At 41.2% G+C, this 25,093-nt stretch carries 18 protein-coding genes and 2 pseudogenes; 8 read left to right on the top strand and 12 right to left on the bottom strand.

Going from position 1 to position 25,093, the window contains the following annotated elements:
• Nucleotides 1-4 precede the first annotated feature (4 nt).
• Both psaD and trpE read left to right on the top strand, forming a co-directional pair.
• Nucleotides 5-424 (top strand): annotated as a pseudogene (gene psaD / locus NIES1031_RS04790) (photosystem I reaction center subunit II); the annotation flags it as partial.
• Nucleotides 425-713: 289 nt separating this feature from the next.
• A complete protein-coding gene (trpE, locus tag NIES1031_RS04795; protein ID WP_073548345.1) occupies nt 714-2,228 on the top strand; it encodes an anthranilate synthase component I in 1,515 nt (504 codons plus the stop codon).
• A 16-nt stretch (nt 2,229-2,244) separates the two neighbouring features.
• Here the strand turns inward: trpE and NIES1031_RS04800 are convergent, their stop codons facing one another.
• A complete protein-coding gene (locus tag NIES1031_RS04800) occupies nt 2,245-3,009 on the bottom strand; it encodes an MHYT domain-containing protein (protein WP_073548346.1) in 765 nt (254 codons plus the stop codon).
• Nucleotides 3,010-3,269: 260 nt separating this feature from the next.
• Between NIES1031_RS04800 and NIES1031_RS04805 the strand changes: the two genes are divergently transcribed.
• On the top strand, nt 3,270-4,145 hold the full coding sequence (locus tag NIES1031_RS04805; RefSeq protein WP_073548347.1) for a PhzF family phenazine biosynthesis protein: 876 nt from the start codon (nt 3,270-3,272) through the stop codon (nt 4,143-4,145).
• A 15-nt stretch (nt 4,146-4,160) separates the two neighbouring features.
• Entirely contained in the window at nt 4,161-5,012 is an 852-nt protein-coding gene (locus tag NIES1031_RS04810) for a M28 family peptidase (RefSeq protein ID WP_073548348.1), read from the top strand.
• Nucleotides 5,013-5,053: 41 nt separating this feature from the next.
• Here the strand turns inward: NIES1031_RS04810 and NIES1031_RS04815 are convergent, their stop codons facing one another.
• The 3 genes from NIES1031_RS04815 to NIES1031_RS04830 all read right to left on the bottom strand — a co-directional run bounded on the left by NIES1031_RS04815 (nt 5,054) and on the right by NIES1031_RS04830 (nt 8,425).
• On the bottom strand, nt 5,054-5,983 hold the full coding sequence (locus NIES1031_RS04815; protein WP_073548349.1) for a ribonuclease D: 930 nt from the start codon (nt 5,981-5,983) through the stop codon (nt 5,054-5,056).
• Nucleotides 5,984-6,314: 331 nt separating this feature from the next.
• The gene (locus NIES1031_RS04825) at nt 6,315-7,091 is read right to left on the bottom strand and encodes an undecaprenyl-phosphate galactose phosphotransferase family protein (RefSeq protein ID WP_073548351.1); all 777 of its coding nucleotides are present in this window, start codon (nt 7,089-7,091) and stop codon (nt 6,315-6,317) included.
• Nucleotides 7,092-7,270: 179 nt separating this feature from the next.
• Entirely contained in the window at nt 7,271-8,425 is a 1,155-nt protein-coding gene (locus NIES1031_RS04830) for a glycosyltransferase (RefSeq protein ID WP_073548352.1), read from the bottom strand.
• A 179-nt stretch (nt 8,426-8,604) separates the two neighbouring features.
• Here NIES1031_RS04830 and NIES1031_RS04835 point away from each other — a divergent pair, with 179 nt between their 5' ends.
• Nucleotides 8,605-9,549: an NAD-dependent epimerase/dehydratase family protein gene (locus NIES1031_RS04835; RefSeq protein ID WP_073548353.1), complete on the top strand. Its 945-nt coding sequence runs from the start codon at nt 8,605-8,607 to the stop codon at nt 9,547-9,549.
• Here NIES1031_RS04835 and pgsA read toward each other — a convergent pair.
• Nucleotides 9,468-10,046: a CDP-diacylglycerol--glycerol-3-phosphate 3-phosphatidyltransferase gene (gene pgsA / locus NIES1031_RS04840; protein WP_073548354.1), complete on the bottom strand. Its 579-nt coding sequence runs from the start codon at nt 10,044-10,046 to the stop codon at nt 9,468-9,470. The genes NIES1031_RS04835 and pgsA overlap by 82 nt on opposite strands.
• 372 nt (nt 10,047-10,418) lie before the next feature.
• Here pgsA and NIES1031_RS04845 point away from each other — a divergent pair.
• Nucleotides 10,419-11,030: pseudogene (locus NIES1031_RS04845) on the top strand (sugar transferase); the annotation flags it as partial.
• A 13-nt stretch (nt 11,031-11,043) separates the two neighbouring features.
• Here NIES1031_RS04845 and galE read toward each other — a convergent pair.
• On the bottom strand, nt 11,044-12,039 hold the full coding sequence (gene galE, locus NIES1031_RS04850) for a UDP-glucose 4-epimerase GalE (RefSeq protein WP_073548356.1): 996 nt from the start codon (nt 12,037-12,039) through the stop codon (nt 11,044-11,046).
• Between the two features lie 337 nt (nt 12,040-12,376).
• Complete coding sequence (locus NIES1031_RS04855; RefSeq protein WP_073548357.1) at nt 12,377-12,898, bottom strand: SET domain-containing protein; 522 nt, start codon at nt 12,896-12,898, stop codon at nt 12,377-12,379.
• Nucleotides 12,899-13,638: 740 nt separating this feature from the next.
• Here NIES1031_RS04855 and NIES1031_RS04860 point away from each other — a divergent pair.
• Nucleotides 13,639-16,674: an EAL domain-containing protein gene (locus tag NIES1031_RS04860; protein WP_073548358.1), complete on the top strand. Its 3,036-nt coding sequence runs from the start codon at nt 13,639-13,641 to the stop codon at nt 16,672-16,674.
• 190 nt (nt 16,675-16,864) lie between these two features.
• Here the strand turns inward: NIES1031_RS04860 and NIES1031_RS04865 are convergent, their stop codons facing one another.
• The gene (locus NIES1031_RS04865) at nt 16,865-19,051 is read right to left on the bottom strand and encodes a Tex family protein (protein WP_073548359.1); all 2,187 of its coding nucleotides are present in this window, start codon (nt 19,049-19,051) and stop codon (nt 16,865-16,867) included.
• A 115-nt stretch (nt 19,052-19,166) separates the two neighbouring features.
• Between NIES1031_RS04865 and mnmE the strand changes: the two genes are divergently transcribed.
• Nucleotides 19,167-20,546: a tRNA uridine-5-carboxymethylaminomethyl(34) synthesis GTPase MnmE gene (gene mnmE / locus NIES1031_RS04870; RefSeq protein ID WP_073548360.1), complete on the top strand. Its 1,380-nt coding sequence runs from the start codon at nt 19,167-19,169 to the stop codon at nt 20,544-20,546.
• Nucleotides 20,547-20,827: 281 nt separating this feature from the next.
• On the opposite strand, the gene NIES1031_RS26210 is transcribed toward mnmE, so the two are convergent.
• The 4 genes from NIES1031_RS26210 to pyk form a co-directional block, all read right to left on the bottom strand.
• Nucleotides 20,828-21,139: a Uma2 family endonuclease gene (locus NIES1031_RS26210; protein WP_330219941.1), complete on the bottom strand. Its 312-nt coding sequence runs from the start codon at nt 21,137-21,139 to the stop codon at nt 20,828-20,830.
• Complete coding sequence (locus NIES1031_RS26215) at nt 21,076-21,393, bottom strand: Uma2 family endonuclease (protein WP_330219942.1); 318 nt, start codon at nt 21,391-21,393, stop codon at nt 21,076-21,078. The genes NIES1031_RS26210 and NIES1031_RS26215 overlap by 64 nt, the downstream gene beginning before the upstream one ends.
• Nucleotides 21,394-21,479: 86 nt before the next feature.
• On the bottom strand, nt 21,480-23,006 hold the full coding sequence (locus NIES1031_RS04880) for a SagB/ThcOx family dehydrogenase (RefSeq protein WP_073548361.1): 1,527 nt from the start codon (nt 23,004-23,006) through the stop codon (nt 21,480-21,482).
• Nucleotides 23,007-23,205: 199 nt separating this feature from the next.
• Nucleotides 23,206-24,969 (bottom strand): pyruvate kinase, encoded by a 1,764-nt coding sequence (gene pyk / locus NIES1031_RS04885; protein ID WP_073548362.1) that lies wholly within the window; start codon nt 24,967-24,969, stop codon nt 23,206-23,208.
• Nucleotides 24,970-25,093: the final 124 nt, after the last annotated feature.

Here is a 25,093-nt window from a genome sequence, read left to right on the forward strand (position 1 = left end):
ACTTATGGCAGAAGAACTTTCGGGTCAAACACCAATTTTCGGTGGCAGCACCGGCGGATTATTAACAAAAGCATTTCGAGAAGAAAAGTACGTCATTACTTGGACTAGCCCTAAACAGCAAGTATTTGAAATGCCCACTGGTGGTACTGCGATTATGCAGCAAGGTCCTAACAAGCTGGAACTTGCGCGTAAAGAGTACTGCATTGCATTAGGAGGTCAACAATTACGCGCCAAATTCAGAATCACGGACTATAAAATTTACCGTGTTTATCCCAATGGCGAAGTTCAATACCTCCACCCAAGTGATGGCGTCTTCCCTGAAAAAGTCAATGAAGGTCGTCAAAAAGTTGGATACGTTGACCGTAATATTGGGAAGAATCCCGATCCAGCTAAATTGAAGTTTAGTGGAATGACCACTTACAACGCGCCAGGACCAAAATCTAGTGAAGCTGGAAAAGGTTCTCAGGATACTAAATCTGGCTCGCTTCCTCGGCAAGGTATTGAGATGTAAGCTATCTTTATCTATCTAATTCAGGATAGGGTTTCCTTGATTAAACTCCTTTGGGGTAAATTCAAGAACCCTAAGCCTCACCTCTTAGTTACAAGTCAGAGCCAGAAGCTAGAGTCATTAAAAGCGACACTCTGCCTTCTGGCTTTTATGCTTCTAAAATTCATGGACAGCTAAAGTCTTGGCTGACAACTTATAGTTTGTTATGGTTTTCCCTAATTTTTCCGAGTTCTCAGCCTTAGCGCAGCAAGGCAATTTCGTGCCAGTGTACCAAGAATGGGTCGCTGATTTAGACACGCCTGTTTCTGCTTGGTACAAGGTTTGTTGGAATCAACCGTATAGCTTTTTGTTGGAATCGGTAGAAGGTGGCGAGAACATCGGGCGCTATAGCTTCGTTGGCTGCGATCCGCTGTGGATTTTAGAAGCTAGGGGAAATCGCACAACACAACGCCATCGAGATGGTTCGGAAATTGTCTTTGAGGGCGATCCGTTTACAGTTTTAGCCGAGTGTTTAGCCCCTTATCATCCTGTGAAGTTGCCGCAACTTCCTCCAGGAATTGGTGGCTTGTTTGGGTTTTGGGGATATGAATTAATTCGTTGGATCGAACCGCGCGTTCCAGTTCATGAAGCCAGCGATACAGATTTACCTGATGGATTATGGATGCAGGTTGATCATCTCTTGATTTTTGACCAAGTTAAGCGCAAAATCTGGGCGGTTGCTTATGCCGATCTACGCGAGGCGCAAGGCGATTTGCAGCAAGCATATCAAAAAGCCGAAAACCGCGTGGCTCAAATGGTTAGCAAGCTACAGCTATCTTTGTCGTCTAAAGATACTGTTTTAGAATGGACTCCGCCTATTAGTAATACTCCCAAGCTAGACTATGCAAGCAACACGTCGCGCGCCGCCTTTTGTGCGAATGTCCAAAAAGCGAAAGAATATATTCATGCTGGCGATATTTTCCAAGTTGTTCTCTCGCAGCGACTGTCTACTAAATACTCAGGCGATCCGTTTTCGCTGTATCGTTCTTTACGCTTGATTAATCCTTCGCCATACATGGCTTATTTTCACTTCCATGATTGGCAAATTATTGGTTCGAGTCCCGAAGTGATGGTCAAGGCGGAACGCGATGAAAATAATCGCCTGATAGCAACAGTACGACCAATCGCCGGAACGCGCCCTCGAGGTAAAACACCGCAAGAAGATGCGGCTTTAGCAGAAGATTTATTACAAGACCCAAAAGAAGTTGCGGAACACGTGATGCTTGTTGATTTGGGACGCAACGATCTCGGACGTGTTTGCCGAAGCGGTACAGTCAAAGTTGACGAATTGATGGTAATTGAGCGATATTCGCACGTGATGCATATCGTCAGCAATGTCGTAGGAGAACTTGCGCCTGGACAAAGTGCTTGGAATTTACTCAAAGCTTGCTTTCCCGCAGGAACAGTCAGTGGTGCGCCAAAGATTCGAGCGATGGAAATTATTTATGAATTGGAAAAATGCCGTCGCGGACCTTATTCGGGTGCGTATGGTTATTACGATTTTGAAGGACAACTCAATAGCGCGATCGCCATTCGCACGATGATTGTCCGCAACCAAACGGTAAGTGTGCAAGCTGGGGCTGGTTTAGTTGCGGATTCTGACCCTGATAAGGAGTACGAAGAAACCCTGAACAAAGCCAGGGGTCTTTTAGAAGCGATTCGCTGTTTACGTCCGAGTTAAAATCTTTAAGAATTGACTAATAATCTCGCATACCGTATTCTCTACCAGCCTTGTCGGAGGTAATAGCCAAGGTTGCACCCAAGATAAGAAACGTGAAGCAAGCAACGTAGAATGCTAGGGAACTATTATTAATCGTCGCACTCTCGACATAGCGTTCGTAATCTTCGGTAAATCTTGCGGCTGCCATGCCAGTATAGTGCAATAACAGAATACCAGCACCCATAATAAGCGCGCTAATAATCAATTGGGGCTTTTTATTGATATTCTGAGTTTGACGTCGGAATTTGATCGACAGTTTTAATGCGACTAACGACACAACGACCGCAAGTGCTACTGAAAGCAAAAATAAAATTGGATCGTAACGAATGACTGCGCTCATTTGCATTGCTGCCATTCCCAGATAATGCATTGCCCCAATTCCAACACCCATCAAAATCGCACTCGTTAATAAAGTTGGGAAACCGACGCGAGGGCGGCTAACGAGTGAGAGTGATAAGCCAGCAGCAAATATAGCTGCTAACAGGGAAATTATTGTGATTGGTAAATTGTAGCCAATAGGAATTTGTTGTGCTGAGCTATGTAACGAGAAGGCAAGCATAGCAATAAAGTGCATTGACCATATGCCTGTTCCCATTGCGATCGCACCTCCTACTAACCATACTTTGCGGTCAGCGCCTTGAGAAGTTGCTACTCGACCAGCTAAATCGAGTGCGGTATAAGAAGCAAGTACAGCAATAAATGCTGAGACAATAACTAAATAAGGATTGTATATAACTGTCATATTTCTTTATCGTATTGTGCAAAAAATGTATGATGTTCTCTATTCCGCAATTGCCAAACTTTAAGCTTTACTATTAATTACAGTTGACACCGTTACCTGTATCAATAAAATGTGCACTCAATTTAGCTACTATTTACCTGCAATCCTAGGTAAGTTTCACTGATTTTTACTTACGTTTTCTCCTCATAGCGAGCATTGTTAAGTAGATTTACGTAAAAAATCAAAGTCAATTTATTATTTTTGAATGTTGAGATAAAACCATGAAGTTTTTCATTGTAGATGTATTTGCTGAAGAAAAATATGCAGGTAATCAACTCGCAGTTTTTATAGAACTAGGTGTCCTCTCAACACAGCAGATGCAGAAAATTGCTAAGGAAATGAACTATTCGGAAACCACTTTTATTACCTCTTTAGAACTGCAAGAAGGAGGTTATGCTATACGAATATTCACACCAGAACAAGAATTGCCTTTTGCCGGACACCCAACTTTAGGCACAGCTTACATCCTACAAAAAGAAATTAATCTTCCTATCGAGCAGATTATCTTAAACTTACAAGTTGGACAGATACCTGTCACTCTTCATTATTTAGATGAAAGTATAGAAGAATTGTGGATGCAGCAAAAGCCACCAACATTTCATCAAACTTTTACAGTAGAGACACTAGCCCCTATTTTGAATTTAGACTTAGATGAAATTGATTCAAGATATCCTATTCAAGAGGTATCAACTGGCATACCGTTTATTATTCTTCCTTTAAAAAAGCTCTTAAGTATAAAAAAAATTAAAATTAATCGAGATAAATACTTTAAATTAGTAGAACAAACGCAAGCAAAAGCAATTCTAACTTTCTGTCCAGAAACAAATAAACCTGAGAATAACTTAGCTGTTAGGGTATTTGCTGATGCTGTTGGTGTTCCAGAAGATCCTGCAACAGGCAGTGCAAATGGTTGTCTAGCAGGGTATTTAGTCAAATATTCCTATTTTAATACTGATTCAATCGACGTGCGCGTTGAGCAAGGATATGAAATTGGTAGACCTTCATTGCTATTACTGAAAGCCGAGAAAAATGAGGCAGAAATAAAAGTTTTTGTCGGTGGTAAAGTAATTATGGTGGCTCAGGGTGAGTTTGTTTAACCACACTAGAAGTCAATGTCACTTGAGTTAAAAGAACGCTTATTTGCTCATCTGCAAGAAATTGTATGCGATCGCGACCCTTATTTAGCAACAGCAGGGCATTTTTTTGTTAAACACTACATCCGTCAAGAGTTAGAAAAATATGGAAGTGTAGAAAGTTTTGCATTTACTGTTAGAGGTAAAACGCATCAAAATTTAATTCTCAATCTACCAGGTAAACAGCGTGGCTTTCCGATTTTAGTCGGCGCACATTATGATGCTGTACCAGGAACACCAGGTGCAGACGACAATGCGACAGGTGTTGCTGTTTTATTAGAATTAGCGCGAATTTTTGCAAGCGAACCTGCAAGACATCCTTTACGCTTAGTTGCCTTCGATCTTGAAGAGTATGGCTTACTCGGTGGATCTGGTGCTTCTGAGTACGCAAGTCACTTACGCCAACAAAATCAACCACTGCGTTTAATGATTTCCCTAGAAATGTTAGGTTACTACGATTCTACTCCAGGGTCACAGCAATATCCGATTCGCTTACTAGAACGGTTATATCCGAATTGTGGTAATTTTATCGGTCTAATTGGTAATCTACCGACAATTTTAGACTTGGTTTACCTTAGCCGTAGCATTCGTCAAGCGGGAGTATCAAGCGAATGGCTACCTGTATTTAATAAAGGTTTAACTGTTCCACAAACTCGACTTAGCGATCACGCTCATTTTTGGGATCAAGGATATCCAGCAATGATGATTACAGATACTGCTATGTTACGCAATCCACACTATCATAAAGCAAGTGATACGATTGAAACTCTTAACTTAGATTTTCTTGCAGGTGTTTGTCTAGGATTAGTGCAAGGATTACAATCTTTATGAGCTTGCTACTTTCAGAAGTATCAAAGCTAATTGCTTATATATCAAAAATCTAACTCATCTTGATTGTCTATATTTTCAACCTGCTTTGCAGACAATCGCCAGCTAGTTGTTGTTTCTACCTGGAGTGAAAGTTCAGTCATAAATTCTTTCAATTCCTTTTGCAGCTTTTGGGTTAAAGTAACCGGAAAATTCAATGATAATCTATGTTGTTGAGCTACTGTGGCAAGTTGAGAAAATTCAACCTTTGTTGTTTGGCGCTGCGATCGCGACAATTTTAAATAATCGGTCTCAGAAATTTTCTGAGTTTGCATTGCTGCTTTTAATCGGGTTTCAATATGCTCAACTTCTGAACTTAGTAGCTTTAGCTGCTGCTTAAGTTGTAAATATCGTGCAGCTAAAGATGTTAAATCTTCTGTCTCAGGATTTGGATACACAACTGCTTGCAATTGCAAGAGTTTGTGGTGAACCATTGCTAGATAAACAGGATCCATTTTAGCATAATTAAGTTGTATATCGCTTAAAGGTCGCTGTCCCCAATCACTAGTCTGCTCAGTTTTATCAATATTTATCTGGTACAAAACTTCTACTAAAGTTTTTAAGGAAAAATTGGGTAAGGGTAGAAGGTAGTGGGGGATGCTTTTCGCCATTTCTAAAGTACAAGTTACATTTTGTGCCTGATTTTTACCAAGAAACTTTAAGTCGTAGCTAGCTTGATGAAATACCTTTTCAATCGTCGGATTATTCATAATGCTTTCAATAAAATTCTCGACAATTTCAGGCTGCTCGATTACATCTAAAATAACGACTGTTCTTCCTATTGTGTCACTAGGATCGCCTAAAACTTGGATCAAAGATAAGCGGGGATTCTGAGTATTAAAATCGGCTATTTCTGTATCAACCCATAGAGTTTTTTTATGAGTATATTGCGCAATTAAAGCATTAATTTCGCTTGCATTTCTTAAATAAAGCATTAGGAAAATATTCGGCGAATCAATTATTGTTTTGATTAAATTTATAAAGATAAGTCATGTAAGCTAAACGAGCCTTACTTTTTTAAAATATTTGCAAATACATAAGTGTTTGCCTTATTATTAAGTGCATAATTTTCTTGATCATAGCCGAGTTGTGAAGCTGAATAGCTAATCGCCCGTAGGACGTTGAACTCACGGCGTTTCTCACTACCGTGAGTCTGGAGGCGGTTTCTATATTCCTCTAGGATGTTTACCAAAATCATGCTGGACTACTTCAGCATGAGGGTATGTGCGAAGAATGTACAACCACTGTGCTACGCCTTAACTTGTTTTAGTAAGCACCATTGTTTTTTGGCATGATGACGACTCCGATTGTTTTCATGATGACCCATAAATCAAGCCAAAAGTTATGAAATTTGACGTAGTAAAGGTCTATTTGAATTCTGCGACTGTACGGAATGTCATTGCGTCCGGAGACTTGCCACAGCCCTGTAATTCCTGGCTTAATCGTCAAAACTTTGTCGATATGAGAGCCATACATATACAGTTCTTGGGCTACTAGAGGGCGAGGACCAACAACACTCATGTCTCCTTTGAGAACATTCCAAAATTGGGGAAACTCATCGAGACTCGTTAATCGTAAGAAGTGACCTATTTTTGTAATTCTTGGGTCTTGCTTTAGCTTAAAATTATCGGCAAATTCTTGCCGAAGATGAGGTGATGTTTCCATCAACTCTACTAATATCTCGTCGGCGTTCGTTACCATTGTACGGAATTTGATGCATCCAAATGGCTTGTAGTTTTTTCCGACTCGTTCCTGGACGTAAAAAATTGGTCCTTCGGAACTGTAAGCAATGAGAAACGCTAATAAGAGGTAAACCGGAGAAAACAAAATCAGAACTGATAACGAGAAGACAATGTCAAATAGCCTTTTAATAAACTCTCGACTGACAAAATCAAGCGGTATTTTGATCAACAATTGCTTGGCAAACGTCAAAGCTAACAGTGATCGCAATAACTTGTTTTTATCACTGGGCGATCGCTTCTGAAGACCAGATTGCACAAAAGCCCGTATTTTTTTGCCTGAGAGGAGCGAATGGGCAGTCATTTTACTCCTTAACAATCCACACCACACTTAGTCCCGATTTTAAAGCCTGGCGACGCCAGATATCGCGAAGAATTTGATCCCAGAATCTTAAATAGGGTTTAAAGGTCGGGGATCGGCAAAAAGCAAAAATCCAAAAAAAGTCAAACTGAATGGAGCATACGTACAGCTAAGACACTACGTCAACCCGAAAGGTGCTGATTTGTACTGTAATCTTGCCATGAGTTTTGTAGAAATGCGAGAAACTTTTCACGAAAGACATCCGCAGCGAACTGAGTCGCGTGAGTGCGAATCCACTCTGGCTGAAACACTCTTTGATAAGCTTCAAATTTTTCTATCGCTTCCATTAACGCTGCTTCGGTTTGGGTTGCAAAAAATATACCAGTTCCCGTATCTGAATATTGCTCAATTGAACGCACAGTTTCTAACGCACCTCCCGCACCGTAAGCAATGACTGGAGTACCGCAAGCTTGGGCTTCTACAGGTGCGATGCCAAAATCCTCGCAAGCTGCATAAACAAACGCTTTTGCCGCAGCCATGTACTTTTCCACAACTTCATTCGGCTGTTCTCCTAGAACTTGAACGTTCGATTGTGCTAATGTACGAATTTGCTTGAGTTCTTGCCCCGTACCAATCACGACTAAAGGTTTTTTGAGTTGGTTAAAAGCACGCACAATTAACGATACTTGCTTATAACTCACCAAACGGGAGACGGTTAAATAAAAGTCTTGCTTTGTCGTTATTAACGGAAACCGTTCGATGTTTACTGGTGGGTAAATTACAGTTGCTGGGCGGCGGTAGCAGCGCCAAATGCGGCGTGCGGTGTTTTGTGAATTAGCAACGAAGTAATCTACGCGATTTGCGCTTAGTGTATCCCACTGGCGCATTCGGTGGAGGAGATATCGCGTCAAAATTCCAGGTAATCCGCGACCACTACGGCTATTGCGAAGGTAATCGAAAGTCAGTTCCCAAGCAAAGCGCATGGGAGTATGACAATAGCACACGTGCATTTGATCTGGACTTGTCAAAACTCCTTTAGCAACCGTGTGCGATGATGAAACAATGACATCGTAGGCACGTAGATCTAACTGTTCAATTGCCAGTGGTAACAGTGGTAAATACTTCTGTACGCCATTGCGGGCAAAGGGAAAATGCTGCAAGAATGTTGTTCCGATTGAACGTTGAAACAGATAGCTGTCGGGATTCGTTGATTCAAAGTCGATCAATGCATACAAATCAGCATCAATATGCTTGAGAATTTCTTGGACTACGAGTTCTGACCCACCAGTAGCTTTAGGCGTTAGCCACTCATGGACAAGTGCATATTTTAAAGCCACAGCTATGTAACTAAAAGTTTGAGGTTTGGATAGGCGTTTTGTCGTTGAGTCAAGCTTTTACACATTTTTGCTTAGCAATCGAAGGCATGACGCCACTGCTGAAAAATAAGTTCCATGCTGATAGCGCAACCTGATAATCTCATAGAAAATGACTTTTGCAGCATAAGGAAGCGAAAACGATGCGAATTTTGATTATGGGTGGTACGCGATTTATTGGCGTGTACCTGACACGAAAACTTGTTGCCGAAGGACATGAAGTTGTATTGTTTAATCGGGGTAATCGACCGCTTCCAGTGGCAGGAGTCGCGCAAATCACAGGCGATCGCACCCAGCCCGACGATTTAAAAGAAAAACTATCTTCACAAAACTTTGACGTTATTTTTGATAATAACGGGCGGGAACTCAGCGATACCCAACCTTTAGCGGAAATCTTTAAAGATCGCGTTCAACATTTTGTTTATATGAGTTCGGCGGGAGTGTATTTACCTTCTGACCAAATGCCGCATCAAGAAGGCGATGCGGTAGATCCCAAAAGCCGCCATCGTGGTAAGCACGAAACTGAAGCTTTTCTTGCTCGACTTGGTATCCCTTTTACAGCGGTTCGCCCGACTTATATTTATGGTCCGCAAAATTACAATGACCTAGAAAGCTGGTTTTTTGATCGCATCGTGCGCGATCGCCCAATTCCAATTCCTGGTAACGGATTACACATCACGCAATTTGGTCACGTAGACGATCTCGCGCAAGCGATGTGTCAAGTTTTAGGGTGTTCGCAAGCGATCGGCGAAATTTATAACGTGTCAGGCGATCGCTATGTCACATTTGATGGATTAGCCCGTGCGTGTGCTGTAGCGGTTGGTAAACCACCCGAAGCATTAGAAATTGTACATTACGACCCCAAAAAGTTTGATTTTGGCAAGCGTAAAGCTTTCCCCATGCGCGTACAGCACTTCTTTGCAGCAGTAGATAAAGCAAAAACTCAACTCAACTGGCAACCAAAATACGATCTTATTTCGGGTTTAAAAGACTCATTCCACAACGATTATCTCGCATCAGGTCGCGACACCGCCGAAGTTGACTTTTCGGCAGATGACGAAATTTTATCGGTCGCAGGCAATAAATAAATCGCACCAGAAATCAGCGTAAGCGCGACGGCTACCCAAAACGCAATCAGCGAAAGAAATTGCCAAGTAACGGGTAAGGGAGCAATCAAAAGTGCGATCGCAGCTATCTGACTCACCGTTTTGAGTTTGCCCCAAAAGTTAGCACCAGTAATTGCGGTAGTCCCCGTTAAACTAGGAGTCACGCGCCAGCCTGCTACAGTTAACTCCCGCGCCAAAATCAGAAAGACGCCCCATGCGGGTACTTGTTCTAGTTTAATCAAAGGTAGTAATGGCGCAAGAATGAGTAGTTTATCGACTAAAGGATCGAGAAATTTACCTAATTCAGTTATTTGATTGAGTCGGCGGGCAAGGTACCCATCAACCCAATCGGTCATTGCTGCAATTAAAAAAATGCCGACACTCAACCAACGCGTTTGGGGTGTAGGATTTTCTAAGTAATAAAGTAATATTGGCAGTGCTAGTAGGCGCGACAGCGTCACCCAGTTGGGCAAGGTCATGAGCGGGGTAAGGAATTAACGGTCAGGAGTTAGGGTAATATAAAATCCTTGATGATCGCTAGTCAACTAGCGCGTATTGTTACTATAAAGAACGCGATCGCACGCAGTCATATATGTAAGATCATTGGTTGTTTTCTCGCCGGCTGAAAACTTAAGCTAAACTCCAGAAGCACAACTTTATCTAAAGTTTATACCTAGTGAATTTACTTGAGTCCTTGATGAAGATTCACTGAAACATCGCTAAAAATGAGGCTACACAAGCTTTAAACAACTATATTGAAAAGTAGCTTACGTAATTCTACTGAAATAGAGTGCAAAGTAATTGTGACGATGTTTCAAGCCCAGTCTCCATCAACCAATCTGTTAACATCAGAAATCCACCCTTCCGTTAACTCAGTATTTAAACGTTTATTAGATATTATTGGCAGCTTAGTAGGGCTGCTGATTTTAACACTTATCTTTATACCCGTGGCGATCGCAATTAAGTTAGATAGTCCAGGACCTATTTTCTTTCGCCAAGAACGCTACGGACTCCACGGACGCAAGTTCTACATTCGTAAGTTTCGTTCAATGGTAGTTAATGCTGAACAGCTAAAATCGCTTGTGAGTAACGAAGCGTCAGGACTGATATTTAAAAATCAACGCGACCCCAGAATAACTCGTGTAGGGCGTTTCTTAAGAAGTTCCAGCTTGGATGAACTACCACAATTTTGGAATGTCTTAGTCGGTGAAATGAGCTTAGTAGGAACTCGACCACCGACGGGTGATGAAGTAGCGCAATACAACGAACGTCATTGGCAACGATTAAACGTCAAGCCTGGTTTAACCGGTGAATGGCAAGTCAGCGGTCGTTCGAGTATCAAGGATTTTGAACAAGTCGTTGATCTCGATCTGCGCTACCAAAAGCAATGGCATCCTTTATACGATTTAGCGATCATTGCCAAAACAATATACGTGATCTTTGCCAAGGTAGGAGCTTGTTAGAAAAACAATATTTCTATCCGTGTCGCTGCTGATGCCAACGCCAAGCATGACTAATGATATCTTTTAAGTCAGAATATTGCGGTTTCCAACCTAAAATTTTCCTCGCCTTCTCGCTACTACCAACGAGAATCGGAGGATCTCCAGGGCGGCGATCGCTACTTTCAACTTTAATATCTTTACCAGTAACAGTTTTAGCCGTATCAATAACCTCTTTCACGGAAAAACCACTACCATTTCCTAAATTAAAGACTGTCGTCTCCCCTCCTTGCAGTAAATATTCCAAACCAAGGATATGCGCATCGGCAAGGTCCATGACATGAATATAGTCTCTAATACAAGTTCCATCACTAGTAGGATAATCTGTGCCATAAATTGACACAAATTGGCGTTGACCCAGAGCAGTTTGTAATACAAGTGGAATCAAGTGTGTCTCTGGGTTATGGTCTTCTCCTAGCAAACCATCCGGATCGGCACCAGCAGCATTGAAGTAGCGAAAACACACCGACTTTAAACTGTAAGCATGACTAAAGTCACTGAGAATTCTTTCTACCATTAATTTAGTAGCGCCATAAGGATTGATGGGATTTTGCGGATGATCCTCGGTAATCGGAATTTGATGTGGGACGCCGTAGGTAGCACAAGTAGAGGAAAAAACGAACTTATCTACAAAGGCTGCCAGCATGGCTTCTAGTAGAGTTAAAGTACCGATGACATTGTTGCGATAGTATTTCGCCGGTTCGGTTACTGACTCTCCTACATAAGCGTAAGCAGAAAAATGCATCACTGCTGCGATGTTTTTTGTGGCAAAGATTTCATCGAGTAGCGCGCGATCATTTGTATCTCCAACGATTAACTCTACCTGCAATTTTTCTACCAAATCTTGATGCCCATACACCAAGTTATCAAGCACTACTACTTCATATCCAGCACGTTGCAGTGCCATTACTGCGTGGGAGCCGATGTAGCCTGCTCCTCCAGTAACTAAAATCGTCTGCTTAACTGGCAGCATTTTTTTTTGATTTAGCAACTACTCACTACTGGTGCTGAGTATACCTGATACAGTAGTAGCAGCACCTTCTACATTGTACTGAAAGTTGCAAGTTGACTAATTGTCTACAAATTTGTAAGCTTCTAGCGTTCCTTTAATTCAAGCAGAAATTTCAGATAACCTCTGTCGAAGTAGTCCACTGATGTAAACAAGGTTAATTTAGCAACCAATACGCTTGCGATTCGCACTTATACAAGTAGTCTATCGCAGTCAAATTTACTATCCAAAGACAAAGACTACGCCTTTAAAAGTAAATTCTCTATCTTGTATTAACTATCAGCTTTCAACTAATTGACTTTCAATATTTTGCGGTAACTGTTGATTCGTATTGGGTTGCAATAAAGTTTTGTACCACATTTAACTCTAAGTACTTACGTTTTACATGAGATGGTAAATGTTTAAAATCTTTAATAACTCTTCTACAATGTGTACTTCCACAACCACATTGCATAACCCAATAATCTTCATCCATCGTTGTAGAATAGTCGAAGTATATCTCTTCACCCGCACGGATCTGTTTCAATGCTACTAATTCTACATCATTTTTAATACCAGCATTAGGATCGCAAGAATGATTGACAAAGCGACCTGGTGGTTCTAAATTAACATACAGATTTCTGCCTATTTGTAGTGGATCGCCTTCATATTTCGGAGCTTTTAAAACCGCTTTATCGAAATCGATAATATCCCCAGTAAATTCTAAAATTTTTTCTCCTAAAGCAATATTTTTTCTGGCAAAAAGTCCTTGACCAAATCTACTTTTAGCTATGTAGAACTTTTCATTTTTTGCCAAGCGGAAAATTTCAGATAATACTACCATTTTTTATCCAAAACCTATGCTAGTTAGTGTGCAAATTGTTTTTCAGTCAGCAATGAAAACCTACTCTTCTCTCTTATCTCGGAAATGCCTTATTGATGAATCTATTACAGCTAATAAGTATACTTTTCGTTTGCATATACGGTTTTAAATATCAAAACATACTATTTTTTTAAGAATTAATAATATCTAAGAATCTTAAAGATTAAACATTTTTTCATGCTAATAAAAAATTAGCAGGCTCGTGTTTCAGCTTTAACAATGTGCTTGACAAAGTATTTTTCGCTGAACAAGGTCAATTTAACGCTATCTTTATTGAGATACAATCGTGAATTCACTGATAGGGATTGAACTAAGTAAAAGCTTTGTTCAGTGTATTCACTGTCATTAACAAATATTCATACAAAATACTTAAAAAAACAATCGGCTAAATAAGTGTTTTGTCTACTTAATCGAGAGCTTATAAGCCAACATAAACTATTACTCTAGAGTAGATATCAAAAAATATTATACAAATTTAAATTAATAAATTTCAGATTTTAACAAATATGCCCCACATAAAAACAATCGTAATTTTACGGAAATCATAATAGTATCAATTACGCATTGTAAGAAATTACCGTAAATGTACGGTAGTGAAACGCAAGGTTTAATGTTTTTTTGAGTATTAGAAGTTTCAGAATTATATTTGAAAGTGGGGATGTGTTCTGCAAGCTTTTGATATAACCCCTTAGATTGCACACATGACACTTCGGAAAAAAACACTATTACTGATCGCTGTTACGCTCATTAGTCTAATTGGGGTTATCTATGCTACATCATCAACTATTTTATTACGTGGTTTTTCGAGATTAGAAGCAGAAGATACTCGCTACAACGTTAGAAGAGTGCAGGAAGCTTTATCTGATGAAATTGCCAAACTAAGTTTAACAACACGCGACTGGGCAGAATGGGACGAAACATACGCGTTTATAGAAGATGCAAATCGGCAATACATTACAACTTATCTTAGTAATGTCAGCATCAATCGGTTGAAGCTAAATTTGATGCTTTACGTTGATGCTTCTAAAAGAATTATTTTTGATAAAGGCTATGACTTAGAACGTAAAGAAGCAATAAATCTTTTACCCAACTTTCAAAAACATATTGCAGCAAAAACCGTTCTAGAACACTCAAGTATCAAAAGTTCAATATCAGGGCTAGTGATGCTACCTGAAGGTGCGATGATGATTGCCTCAAGACCAATTCTCAATAGTGAGAGTCGTGGTCCGGTTCGAGGAACACTAATCATGGGTCGTTACTTGAATAATTTGGCGATCGCAAAACTAGCTGAAAAAACTCATTTATCGTTGAGGATGTATCGCTTTGACGATATACAAGTACCGCCGGATATTCAACGCGTGCGTTCTGCTTTCAGAGACTTACCCAAAGAGTCTATTTTAGTACTACCACTCGATGAACAAACGATCGCTGGCTACACGATTATTCAAGATATCTATGGCAATCCAGCACTACTACTCTGTGTGGATGCGCCAAGATTAACTTATCAACAAGGTAAAGCGAGTATTCGTCATCTTCTATTATCTTTGGCGATCGTTGGGTTAATGTTTGCCGTTGCCACACTGTTGTTAATAGAAAAGCTGATCTTGTCACGGCTATCACGCTTAAGTGCGGATGTTCATAGTATTGGCAGAAGTGGCGATCTCGCCGCCCGCGTATTTCCGATTAGTGGGCAAGACGAACTATCTGGCTTAGCAGGTACAATCAATGAAATGTTAGAAGCGTTGGAACATTCGATAGAAGAGCAACGCCAAAGCCAAGAACGCTATCACAGATACGATAAAGTTCTTGCTGAACTAGCAAAGCACAAGATGCTCGATTGCAGCGATTTACACACTAATTTACAAGAAATTACTGAAGCTGCTGCACACACATTAGCAGTAGAACGCGTTGGAGTGTGGTTATACGATGACGAACTTTACAAAAAACTGCTTTGCATTGACCTATATCGCAAAAGTGTTGACGAGCATTCTCAAGGTGCAGAATTAGCCGCAGCCCACTATCCTACTTACTTTGAAGCGTTGCAAGAAGAACGAACGATCGCAGCTTGTGATGCACACTCCGATCCCCGTACAAAAGAACTCGCAAGATTGTATCTCCATACCAATAGTATTGTCTCAATGTTGGATGCACCCATTTGGCTGGGCGGACAGATGGTGGGAGTCGTGTGTCACGAACACGTAAATTCTATGCGTCACTGGAGTATTGAGGAAAAAAATTTTGCAGCTTCCATCGCTGATTTAGTCTCGGTGACTTTAGAAGCGTGCGAACGGAAGCGATCGCAAGAAGCATTACGCAAAGCGCACGATGACTTGGAAATTCGAGTACGCGAAAGAACTGCGGAACTAGCACAAATTAACCAAGAGTTACAAGCAGAAATTACGGAACGGACGCTAGCAGAAGAAAAATTACTCTACGAGGCTTTTCATGATTCGCTCACAGGTTTACCTAACCGAACGTTATTCATGCAGCGATTAGGACACGCTTTAGTTCGTGCCAAAAGACGTAGTAATTATTTATTTGCTGTCTTGTTTTTAGACTTAGATCGCTTCAAGTTGGTTAATGACAGTCTTGGTCACTTAGTCGGCGATCAACTACTGATTGCTTTCGTTCGTAGATTGGAAGTTTGTTTGCGCTCCACAGATACCGTTGCTCGCTTAGGTGGTGATGAGTTCGTCATCTTGCTTGATGACATGAAGGATATTAACGACGCCACGCTAGTAGCTGAACGAATTCAACGAGAATTGATAGTACCATTTAATCTGGACGGACACGAAGTTTTCATCACCACAAGTATTGGAATTGCCCTGAGCACAACTGGCTACGATCAAGCTGAAGATATCCTGCGTGATGCTGATACTGTTATGTATCGTGCTAAATCACTTGGTAAGGCGCGTCATGCTGTATTTGACAAAGATATGCATACGCGCGCAGTATCATTATTGCAATTAGAAAATGACCTAAGACGCGCTGTAGAACGTCAAGAATTACTTATTTACTATCAACCAATTGTCTCGCTACATAACAATAGAATTAGAGGTTTTGAAGCATTGCTGCGGTGGAACCATCCAACACGCGGTCTGATCTCACCAGAAGAATTTATCCCTGTTGCGGAAGAAACAGGCTTGATTATTCCTATCGGCTACTGGGTACTGCATCAAGCTTGTCACCAGACACGTATTTGGCAAGAACAATTTACAGCTATCCCACCTTTAACCATTAATGTCAATTGTTCGGGTAAACAGTTCGCACAATCTGACTTAACTAAACAAATTGACCGCATTTTACACGAAACTGGCTTAAATGGGGTAAGTTTAAATATCGAAATTACAGAAAGTATCTTAATCGAAAATGCAGACTTAGCAGCGAAGATGTTGCTGCAATTAAAAAATCTAGGAATTCAATTATACGTTGATGACTTTGGTACAGGCTATTCTTCGCTCAGTTATCTCCATAACTTTTCCATTGATGCCTTAAAAATTGACCGTTCTTTTATTAAACGAATGGGAAGTACTAATCAAAAGTATGAATTAGTTTATACTATTACACAAATGGCTCACAACTTAAATATGAATGTTGTTGCCGAAGGAATTGAAACTTCTGAGCAACTTAGGCAGCTTCAAGATATGAGATGTGAGTACGGTCAAGGTTTTTTGTTTTCTCAACCCTTACAACAAGAAGCAGCAACTGCATTAATCCAAAGCAGTGTATGCGTATAAGATAAATTGGTATTGTTACGCTGATATTAGTGGTTAGTGAATAGTTACTAGTCACCCTTCACCTTTAGTAACCATTTTTGGTATAGGAGAGATCAGTTGACAGTGAAGAGAGTGTGGGAAGACTTTGTCAACTGTCAACTATCAACTTAGCGTGTTCGATGTCCTAACTATACCTTCGACTGCTATACAACTAATCAACCGGATTTTTGATATGAGTATTACTCTTGATTGCTTTCATTGATAAACTAATCCGTTTTTGTTTTTCGTTAACGTCTAAAACTTTCACGCGCACAATTTGCCCGACTTTCACAATTTGTTTAGGATCGCTGACAAAACGCTCGGATAGTTGAGAAATATGAACTAAACCATTTTCGTGAACACCAATATCTACGAAAGCACCAAAGTTAGCAACGTTTGTCACGATACCTTCTAGTTCCATACCAACCTTGAGATCGGTAATTTCTTTAATTCCTTGTTTGAAAGTAGCGTACTTAAATTCGGCACGCGGATCTCTTCCTGGTTTTTCTAATTCGTTAATGATGTCGCGTAGTGTAGGTTCGCCAATGGTCGCGGTTACATATTTTTTCAATGAAATTGATTTGAGCTTTTGAGCGCTTTGAGTAATATTTACAGGAGATACGTTTAAATCTGCGGCGATCGCTTCGACAACACCGTAACTTTCAGGATGAACAGCGGTATTATCTAAAGGATTTTCCCCACCACGAATTCGCAAAAAACCCGCAGCTTGCTCAAAAGCTTTTGGTCCTAGCTTAGGAACTTTCAATAACTCGCGGCGCTGTTTAAAAGCACCATTTTGATTGCGATAGGCAACAATATTATTAGCAACTGTTGCACTAATCCCCGCGACAAAAGTTAATAACTCTTTAGAAGCAGTATTCAAATCTACACCAACGTAGTTAACACAGCTTTCTACGGTTTCATCAAGCTTCTTTTTAAGTAATTTTTGATCGACATCGTGTTGATATTGTCCAACACCGATTGACTTGGGATCAATTTTTACTAATTCGGCTAAAGGGTCTTGCAAGCGGCGACCGATACTAATTGCACCGCGTACAGTAACATCAAGATCGGGAAATTCTGCAAGCGCAACTTGACTCGCTGAGTAGATCGATGCACCTGACTCATTGACGATAACTTTAATTGGCTTGCGTTCGATTGTTGCTAACACTTCTGACACAAATTCATCGGTTTCACGGCTAGCTGTACCGTTACCAATTGCAATGAGTTCAATTTTATATTTTTCGATTAACTTTTTAAGTGTATTTGCAGCTTGCGATTCCTCGTTTGCTGAAGCATGAGGAAAAATCGCTTGATATTCTAAAAACTTTCCTGTCTCGTCTAACACAGCAACTTTACACCCAGTACGAAATCCAGGATCAATTGCGAGTGTGGGTTTCATTCCTGCTGGTGGCGATAGTAGTAATTCTCTTAAATTTGTTTCAAACGTTTTAATCGATTCAATATCAGCTTCGGCTTTCTTTTGGGCAATGACTTCACCGATTAAGGAAGCTTTCATCAAGCGGTTAAATGCATCTTTGAGCATTGCGCGATAAAATTCCCGAATTTCGGGAACTTTAGTTTTGATTTCTTGTGCGGCTAAAGTCGCGAGAACCTCGGATTCATCGAAAGCAAGTTCCAAATTTAGTACTTTTTCATTTTCACCGCGTAGGAGTGCTAGGAGACTATGCGGGGCGATCGCTTTCACACTAACAGTAAAATCTCGGTAAGTTTCAAACTTAGTGGTTTCTTCAGGATACTCCTTTTTGATTTGAGATTTAAATACGCCGTTTTGAAGGAGATAATCTCTAATATATGCGCGTAAATCTGCTTTCTCGGAAACTTCTTCGGCTAAAATATCTCCTGCACCGCTTAACGCTTCTGCAACCGTTTTGACGTCTTTTTCCTCAGAAATATAATCTACTGCGACTTTTTCTAGCGAAGCGATCGCTGCATTTCGTGAATTTAAAGATTTAATATGTTGTGCTAGTGGTTCTAACCCCTTTTCTCGCGCGATCGTTGCTTTTGTCCGGCGTTTTGGTCGATACGGAAGATATAAGTCTTCTAATTCGGTTTTTTGCAGACAGGTTTCGATTTTGTGTTTTAGTTCATCTGTGAGTTTGCCAGCGGAAGCGATCGCATCTAAAACTGTTGTCTTTCTTGCTTCTAATTCTGTTAAATACGTGTACCTTTCCGCTAAGTCGCGCAGTTGGACTTCATTCATCTCGCCAGTGCGTTCTTTGCGGTAACGCGCAATAAAAGGAATTGTCGCACCTTCGGCAAATAATTCAAGTGCGTTTTCGACTTGGAAAGGCTTTAATGATAACTCTTGTGCTAAAATTTGCGCAATATTCAACATTAGGCGTGTCATTTCAACAGCAGATTACAAACTATCAAGACAAATTCCCTAATCTCCGATCTCTGACCTCCAACCTCTCCTAAAATAGTTCAAAGAACTTAGGTTCAACAAAAGCGTGACATACGAGCGATTAGGAACAACGATCGCGGCGATCGCAACTGCTATTGTGCCACAACAAGGCAGTGTAGGTATTGTGCGGGTATCTGGTACACAAAGCCTGGCGATTGCCCAAGCTTTATTTCAAGCCCCTGGGAGACAAGTTTGGGAATCACACCGTATTCTCTATGGTTATATCCGCGATCCCCAAACAAAACAAGTTGTCGATGAAGCACTTCTACTGGTTATGCAAGCACCGCGATCTTATACACGTGAAGACGTTGTAGAGTTCCATTGTCATGGTGGTATTATGGCGGTGCAGCAGGTATTACAGTTGTGTTTAGTACAAGGAGCAAAACTCGCGCAACCTGGAGAATTTACCTTACGCGCCTTTCTCAATGGCAGACTCGACCTAACTCAAGCCGAAAGCATTGCTGATTTAGTGGGAGCACGATCGCCACAAGCTGCTCAAACTGCGTTAGCTGGGTTGCAGGGTAAACTAGCGCATCCGATTCGCGATTTGCGCGCGAGATGTTTAGATATTCTCGCAGAAATTGAAGCCCGTATCGATTTTGAGGAGGACTTGCCACCTTTGGATTGTAATGAAATAGTATCACAACTTGCAGAAGTTTTAGCACAAGTAACAAAAATATTAGCAACAGCAGATCGCGGTGAACTGTTGCGGAGTGGCTTAAAAGTTGCAATTGTCGGGCGTCCGAATGTGGGAAAATCAAGTTTACTCAATGCGTGGAGTCGCAGCGATCGCGCGATCGTGACTGATTTACCAGGGACAACGCGTGATGTTGTTGAGTCGCAGTTAGTCGTTGGTGGTATTCCAATACAAGTGTTAGACACTGCTGGCATTCGCGCTACGGAAGATCAGGTAGAGAAAATTGGCGTTGAGCGATCACTTACTAGTGCTGCTGCGGCTGATTTAGTATTGCTGACTATTGATGCTGCTGCGGGTTGGACTGCGGCGGATGCAGAAATTTATCAAAAAGTACAACATCGTCCGTTGATCTTAGTTGTTAATAAAACTGACTTAGCTTCAGCAGAAGCCGTAAACTATCCAGACGATATCAGTTATGTCGTAACAACTGCGGCTGCTAAAAATCAAGGTATTGAAAATTTGGAACAAGTTATTTTAACGACAGTCCAAACCGGAAAAGTTCACTCAGCCGATACCGACTTAGCAATTAATCAGCGCCAAGCCGCTGCGCTTACCCGTGCCAAAGCTTCTTTAGAACAAGTACAAACCACAATCAAACAGCAATTACCTTTAGATTTTTGGACGATTGATTTGCGAGGGGCGATTCAAGCTTTAGGAGAAATTACCGGAGAAGAAGTTACCGAGTCCGTTCTTGATCGGATTTTTAGTCGGTTTTGTATTGGAAAGTAGTTTATTTAATTTGTCTAAATATTTAAATTGTTTGTGTGGCTTGGTGATAAGTAATTGGTAATAGGAATATTGTTAATAAGTAACTCAAATTGCTCTAGAGCTTAATCTATAGTAGTGGTCAATAGGATTAGGATATGATGGAAGCTCAGAACTATTATCTTGTAAAGTTTGCTTAACAGAGGAAACCTCCGCACGCAACGCAAACTGCTGCTTCAACTAGCTTTTAATTCTGACTTCTGCTCCCTGCTATAATTTTCAGTAAACATCATAATCTCAAGCATTCAAATCGATGTTTTCATAAATTTCAGCAATTTGAATTTGAAAATCAAAAGCACTAAAAGATAGCGTTTGGGATCTTCGTATTCTGAAAGTAGCCATTGATGCGCCGCAGTCTTGATATAGTGTTCAACATGAATGCTGTATTGATTGATTAGTAAATATTCGCAGAAACTATCAATGGTGCGGTAGGCAACAAACTTTTCGCCGCGATCGTAATCTTGTGTTGATTTAGATAAAACTTCAGCAATCATTACGGGATTGGTAATAGTATCGTTGCGTCCTGTTTGTAGTTGCAATGGACGGGGTACAACCATAACATCAGGATAAGTGTAGAGATTACCTCAGAAATCCATAGTCGCTGATCGGCAACAAAGATACTATAAGGTTTACCTTTCAAACTTCCTCTTAAAGCAGCATTGAGAATGCTAGCAATTTCATTATGTGCAGGAGTACCATCAGTCATTGGAATAATTTCTTGATTAATGTATTCGTGTCTCTCATCCGAGTTAACCTCGAAGTTAAGATACTCTTCAGGTGTATAGGTGCGTTGTTCAAGTGCTTGTGTCATTGTCTTTTTGCGCCAATGCTCTAAGCTATTAATTTAATTTATGTGATTGCTTTATTTAGTAATCTCTATACGTCTAAGCTAATTTGTTATCGTTGCCGTCCGATTGTTGTAATATAAATGACGGCTTCTTCAGCAGGAATTCCTAAGACTTCATTAACGAGATCATCAAAAAAGCCACCAATGCCACTCACACCTAGGTTGAGATAAATTGCTGCTAAATTTAATCTTTGTCCTAGATGTCCAGCATCCATATGCAAATAGCGGTAAACGCGATCGCCGTACTGAGTAACTGCGGTTTTTAAGTCTGCGGTGTGAAATAATACAGCAGCAGCATCGCGACCGAGTTCTTGCCCTAAACAGAGGTAATGTAACTCGCGGCGGAAGTTTTTAAAACGAATTTGTCGCAATTCTTGCGCTTTTGGTGCGTAGTAATAGCAGCCTTCTTCTAATCCACTGACTCCTGAGACAGCAACGAAGGTTTCGATTAAATTTAAGTCAAAGTAATCAGGAGCTTCATCTAAACCTTGTTCGATGTAATTTTGCGGTTGATACGTAAAATCAAGTAACGCCTTAAGTTCATCTACAGTTAAATCCGCACCACTGTAAGCCCGTGTTGAACGTCGCCGAAGAATTGTGCGTTCTAATCCTTCAAGATTTAAGCCCCAGTCGATGGGCGCAGTTGCAGTAGGAACCTTAAGACAGAAGGGAAAGTTGTACTTATCTTCTAGCGAGGTAGTGGGCGTAACTTCAGAACTATCTGCCTCCGCGTCAGGTTCAATTTGCGTTGCACGGTGACAGTAACCTAAAAGTTCGCCATCAGGTATATGAGGATAATTTGTTTGCGTAGTAGAAGGTAAAGCGGTAATTCCCACGGAAAAATTTTGTTGGACATCAAGTAAATCGGCTAAAGCGACAACCGCGATCGCGCCTTCTTGTTGTGCATCGAGGTAAAGTAATTGATTAACAATTTCATCGGCAAAACCACCGATCAAATGCGCCCGATAATCATTCAACGCACAGGCTAACTCAATATTTCCCAACAAGTGACCTGTATCCAGAAATATACGCCGATACGCGCGGTCTTGATAGCGCCATGCTGAGCGATAAAAAACGGCTGTGGTGACAATCGCTAAATTGGTTTTCTCTAATGCAGAGTGTGCAAAACAAGCGGTTTGCAACGATTGCCAAACATCATTTTCCCAAAAGTGAATCAAGGAGTGTGTCTGTGGTTGGTAACTATACAATCCTGCTGGAAGTAACGGTGTTCCGCGCGAAATCAGATAAACTTCAGCTGGATACAAACCACCCGCCGAAGGTGCAGCCCGTAAATAAATCGGGTTCATCATGCTAGGCAATTTCGCCGTTAGCCCATAGCTGCAAAATAAGAGTCGCGATAATCGTCGCCACCACAAGGCGACAGGTTCATCGGAAAAGGCAAGATTTTCTTCTTGGATGTAAGGCTTTAAGTCATAGCTTGTGCCAATTTTGTAATCTTTAAACGGGACTGGTTGCTTATTCCAATCCAGCCCTTGACTTTTAGCGGTGATCGTTTCAGGGTGATATTTAGTGCGATCGTGGTAATGTTGAGCAATTGATTTGTGATGTTCCGGCATAGAAGAAAAAAACCTTAGCGGTTTCAACCGCAGCGATAAAGGCAAAACCTGTCTTCACAAGTCTTTACAACGCTTATTCTTGTGTTAATCCACGTCAGTGGATTTTGTTTGTTAAGCTGTGACGTTAGTCGCCGTACTTATTGATCTTGCCATTCTTCGGCCGGAAAGTGGGATTTTATTTTACTTTGTATCAATCGATTTAAACAACTCCAGAATAAATCAATCCCCGATGAACATCCAACGTTAAGATTGCTCCATCGCGAATGACTTCTGTAGCTTGTTTAACACCAACAATCACTGGGACATTCAAGCATTGTCCAATCACTGCGGCATGACACGTCGAACTTTCTTCCTCGATAATAATCGCAGCAGCTTTACGAATTGCTTCAACATAATTAGCATTCGTACTCGATGCAACGAGAATTTCTCCAGGATTAAACTTACCAACATCCATTGGGTCATATGCCACGCGGGCGCGTCCACTCACTGAACCTTGTCCAATGCCATGACCGCGACCGAGAATTGCTTTGACGACTTCAACTTTGATGAGATCGGTAGAACCCGAAACACCTTGAAGAGTTCCAGCAGTCATCACGACTAAATCGCCTTGTTTGAGTAATTGCTTTTCCTGAGCAACATTCAATGCAGCTTGAAACGTCTGATTTGTCGAAGCTAAATCTAGGAGTAACAAGGGTTTAACACCCCATACCAGTTGCAATTGTCGCGCAATCTCGACGTGTGGTGTAATCGCGAGTATTGGTGTTGCTGGACGAAACTTAGAAACGTTACGCGCAGTCGAACCGGTTTTTGTCAGCGTCATAATTGCTGAAGCTTCCAACTGTTCCGCAATTTGACCTACGGCTTGGCTAATCGCATTGGGAATTGAATGGCGGGTATCTTTAATTTTGTGTGGATTTGCAGCTAAACCTTGTTCTTGCTCGATTCTGACCGCAATTCGTGCCATTGTTGCGACAGCTTCCACCGGATACTTACCTACAGCAGTTTCGTTAGAAAGCATTACAGCATCGGTACCATCTAAGATCGCGTTGGCAACGTCAGAAACTTCCGCGCGAGTTGGTCGCGGACTGTGTACCATGCTGTCTAACATCTGTGTCGCTGTAATAATTGGAATACCCAAGCGGTTTGCCGTCGCAATCAAGCGCTTTTGTAAGATAGGAACATCTTCAGCGGGAAGTTCTACGCCCAAATCGCCTCTGGCAACCATAACGCCATCGCATAAAGCCAAGATCGCTTCCATTTGTTCGATCGCTTCATGCTTTTCGATTTTGGCAACGACTGGTACTTGCTTTCCTGTACTGGAAATCAGGTCTTTCACTTCTAAAACGTCTTGCGGGTTACGCACAAACGACAGTGCTACCCAATCCACACCTTGATCGAGACCGAACATTAAATCTTCACGGTCTTTTTCTGTCAGTGCCTTGATTGATAAATAGACGCCTGGAAAATTGACTCCTTTGTTGTTAGAAAGTACCCCACCTACAACAACGCGACAATGCAACTCTTGGGCGATGCGATCAACTTCTTTAACGACCATTTCAACTCGACCATCATCGAGGAGAATTGTCGCACCGACAGGAACTTCTTGTGCTAGGTTATCGTAAGTCACGCAACTTTTATGCTGTGTACCAACAATTGGCTGGCTCGTGAGAGTAAATACATCTCCTTTGCACACGACGACAGAACCAGTTTCAAATCGTCCTAAGCGAATTTTTGGTCCTTGTAAATCTTGCAGAATAGCTACGGGTTGATCGAGTTCAAAGGCGATTTGGCGAATTAGACGGACGCTACGTTGATGATCGGCATGAGTACCATGTGAGAAATTAAGCCGTAGGGTCGTAGCGCCTGCTTCAATCAACGCACGTAGTACTTCGGGCTGGCTAGTGGCTGGACCAATGGTGGCGACAATTTTCGTCCGACGTGGGGAGGAACCTGGTAGTTGCATTGAGGCTATTCCTGATTAATGAAGAAGAAGAGCGCTTTTTTGTTATTAACTAAAAGATAATAAATTGAACCTTAAGAGTTACTTTGGAATGATATAGTTCATTTCGACAATCAAATCTTATCTT

Source organism: Chroogloeocystis siderophila 5.2 s.c.1 (genome assembly GCF_001904655.1).
GTDB lineage: Bacteria > Cyanobacteriota > Cyanobacteriia > Cyanobacteriales > Chroococcidiopsidaceae > Chroogloeocystis > Chroogloeocystis siderophila.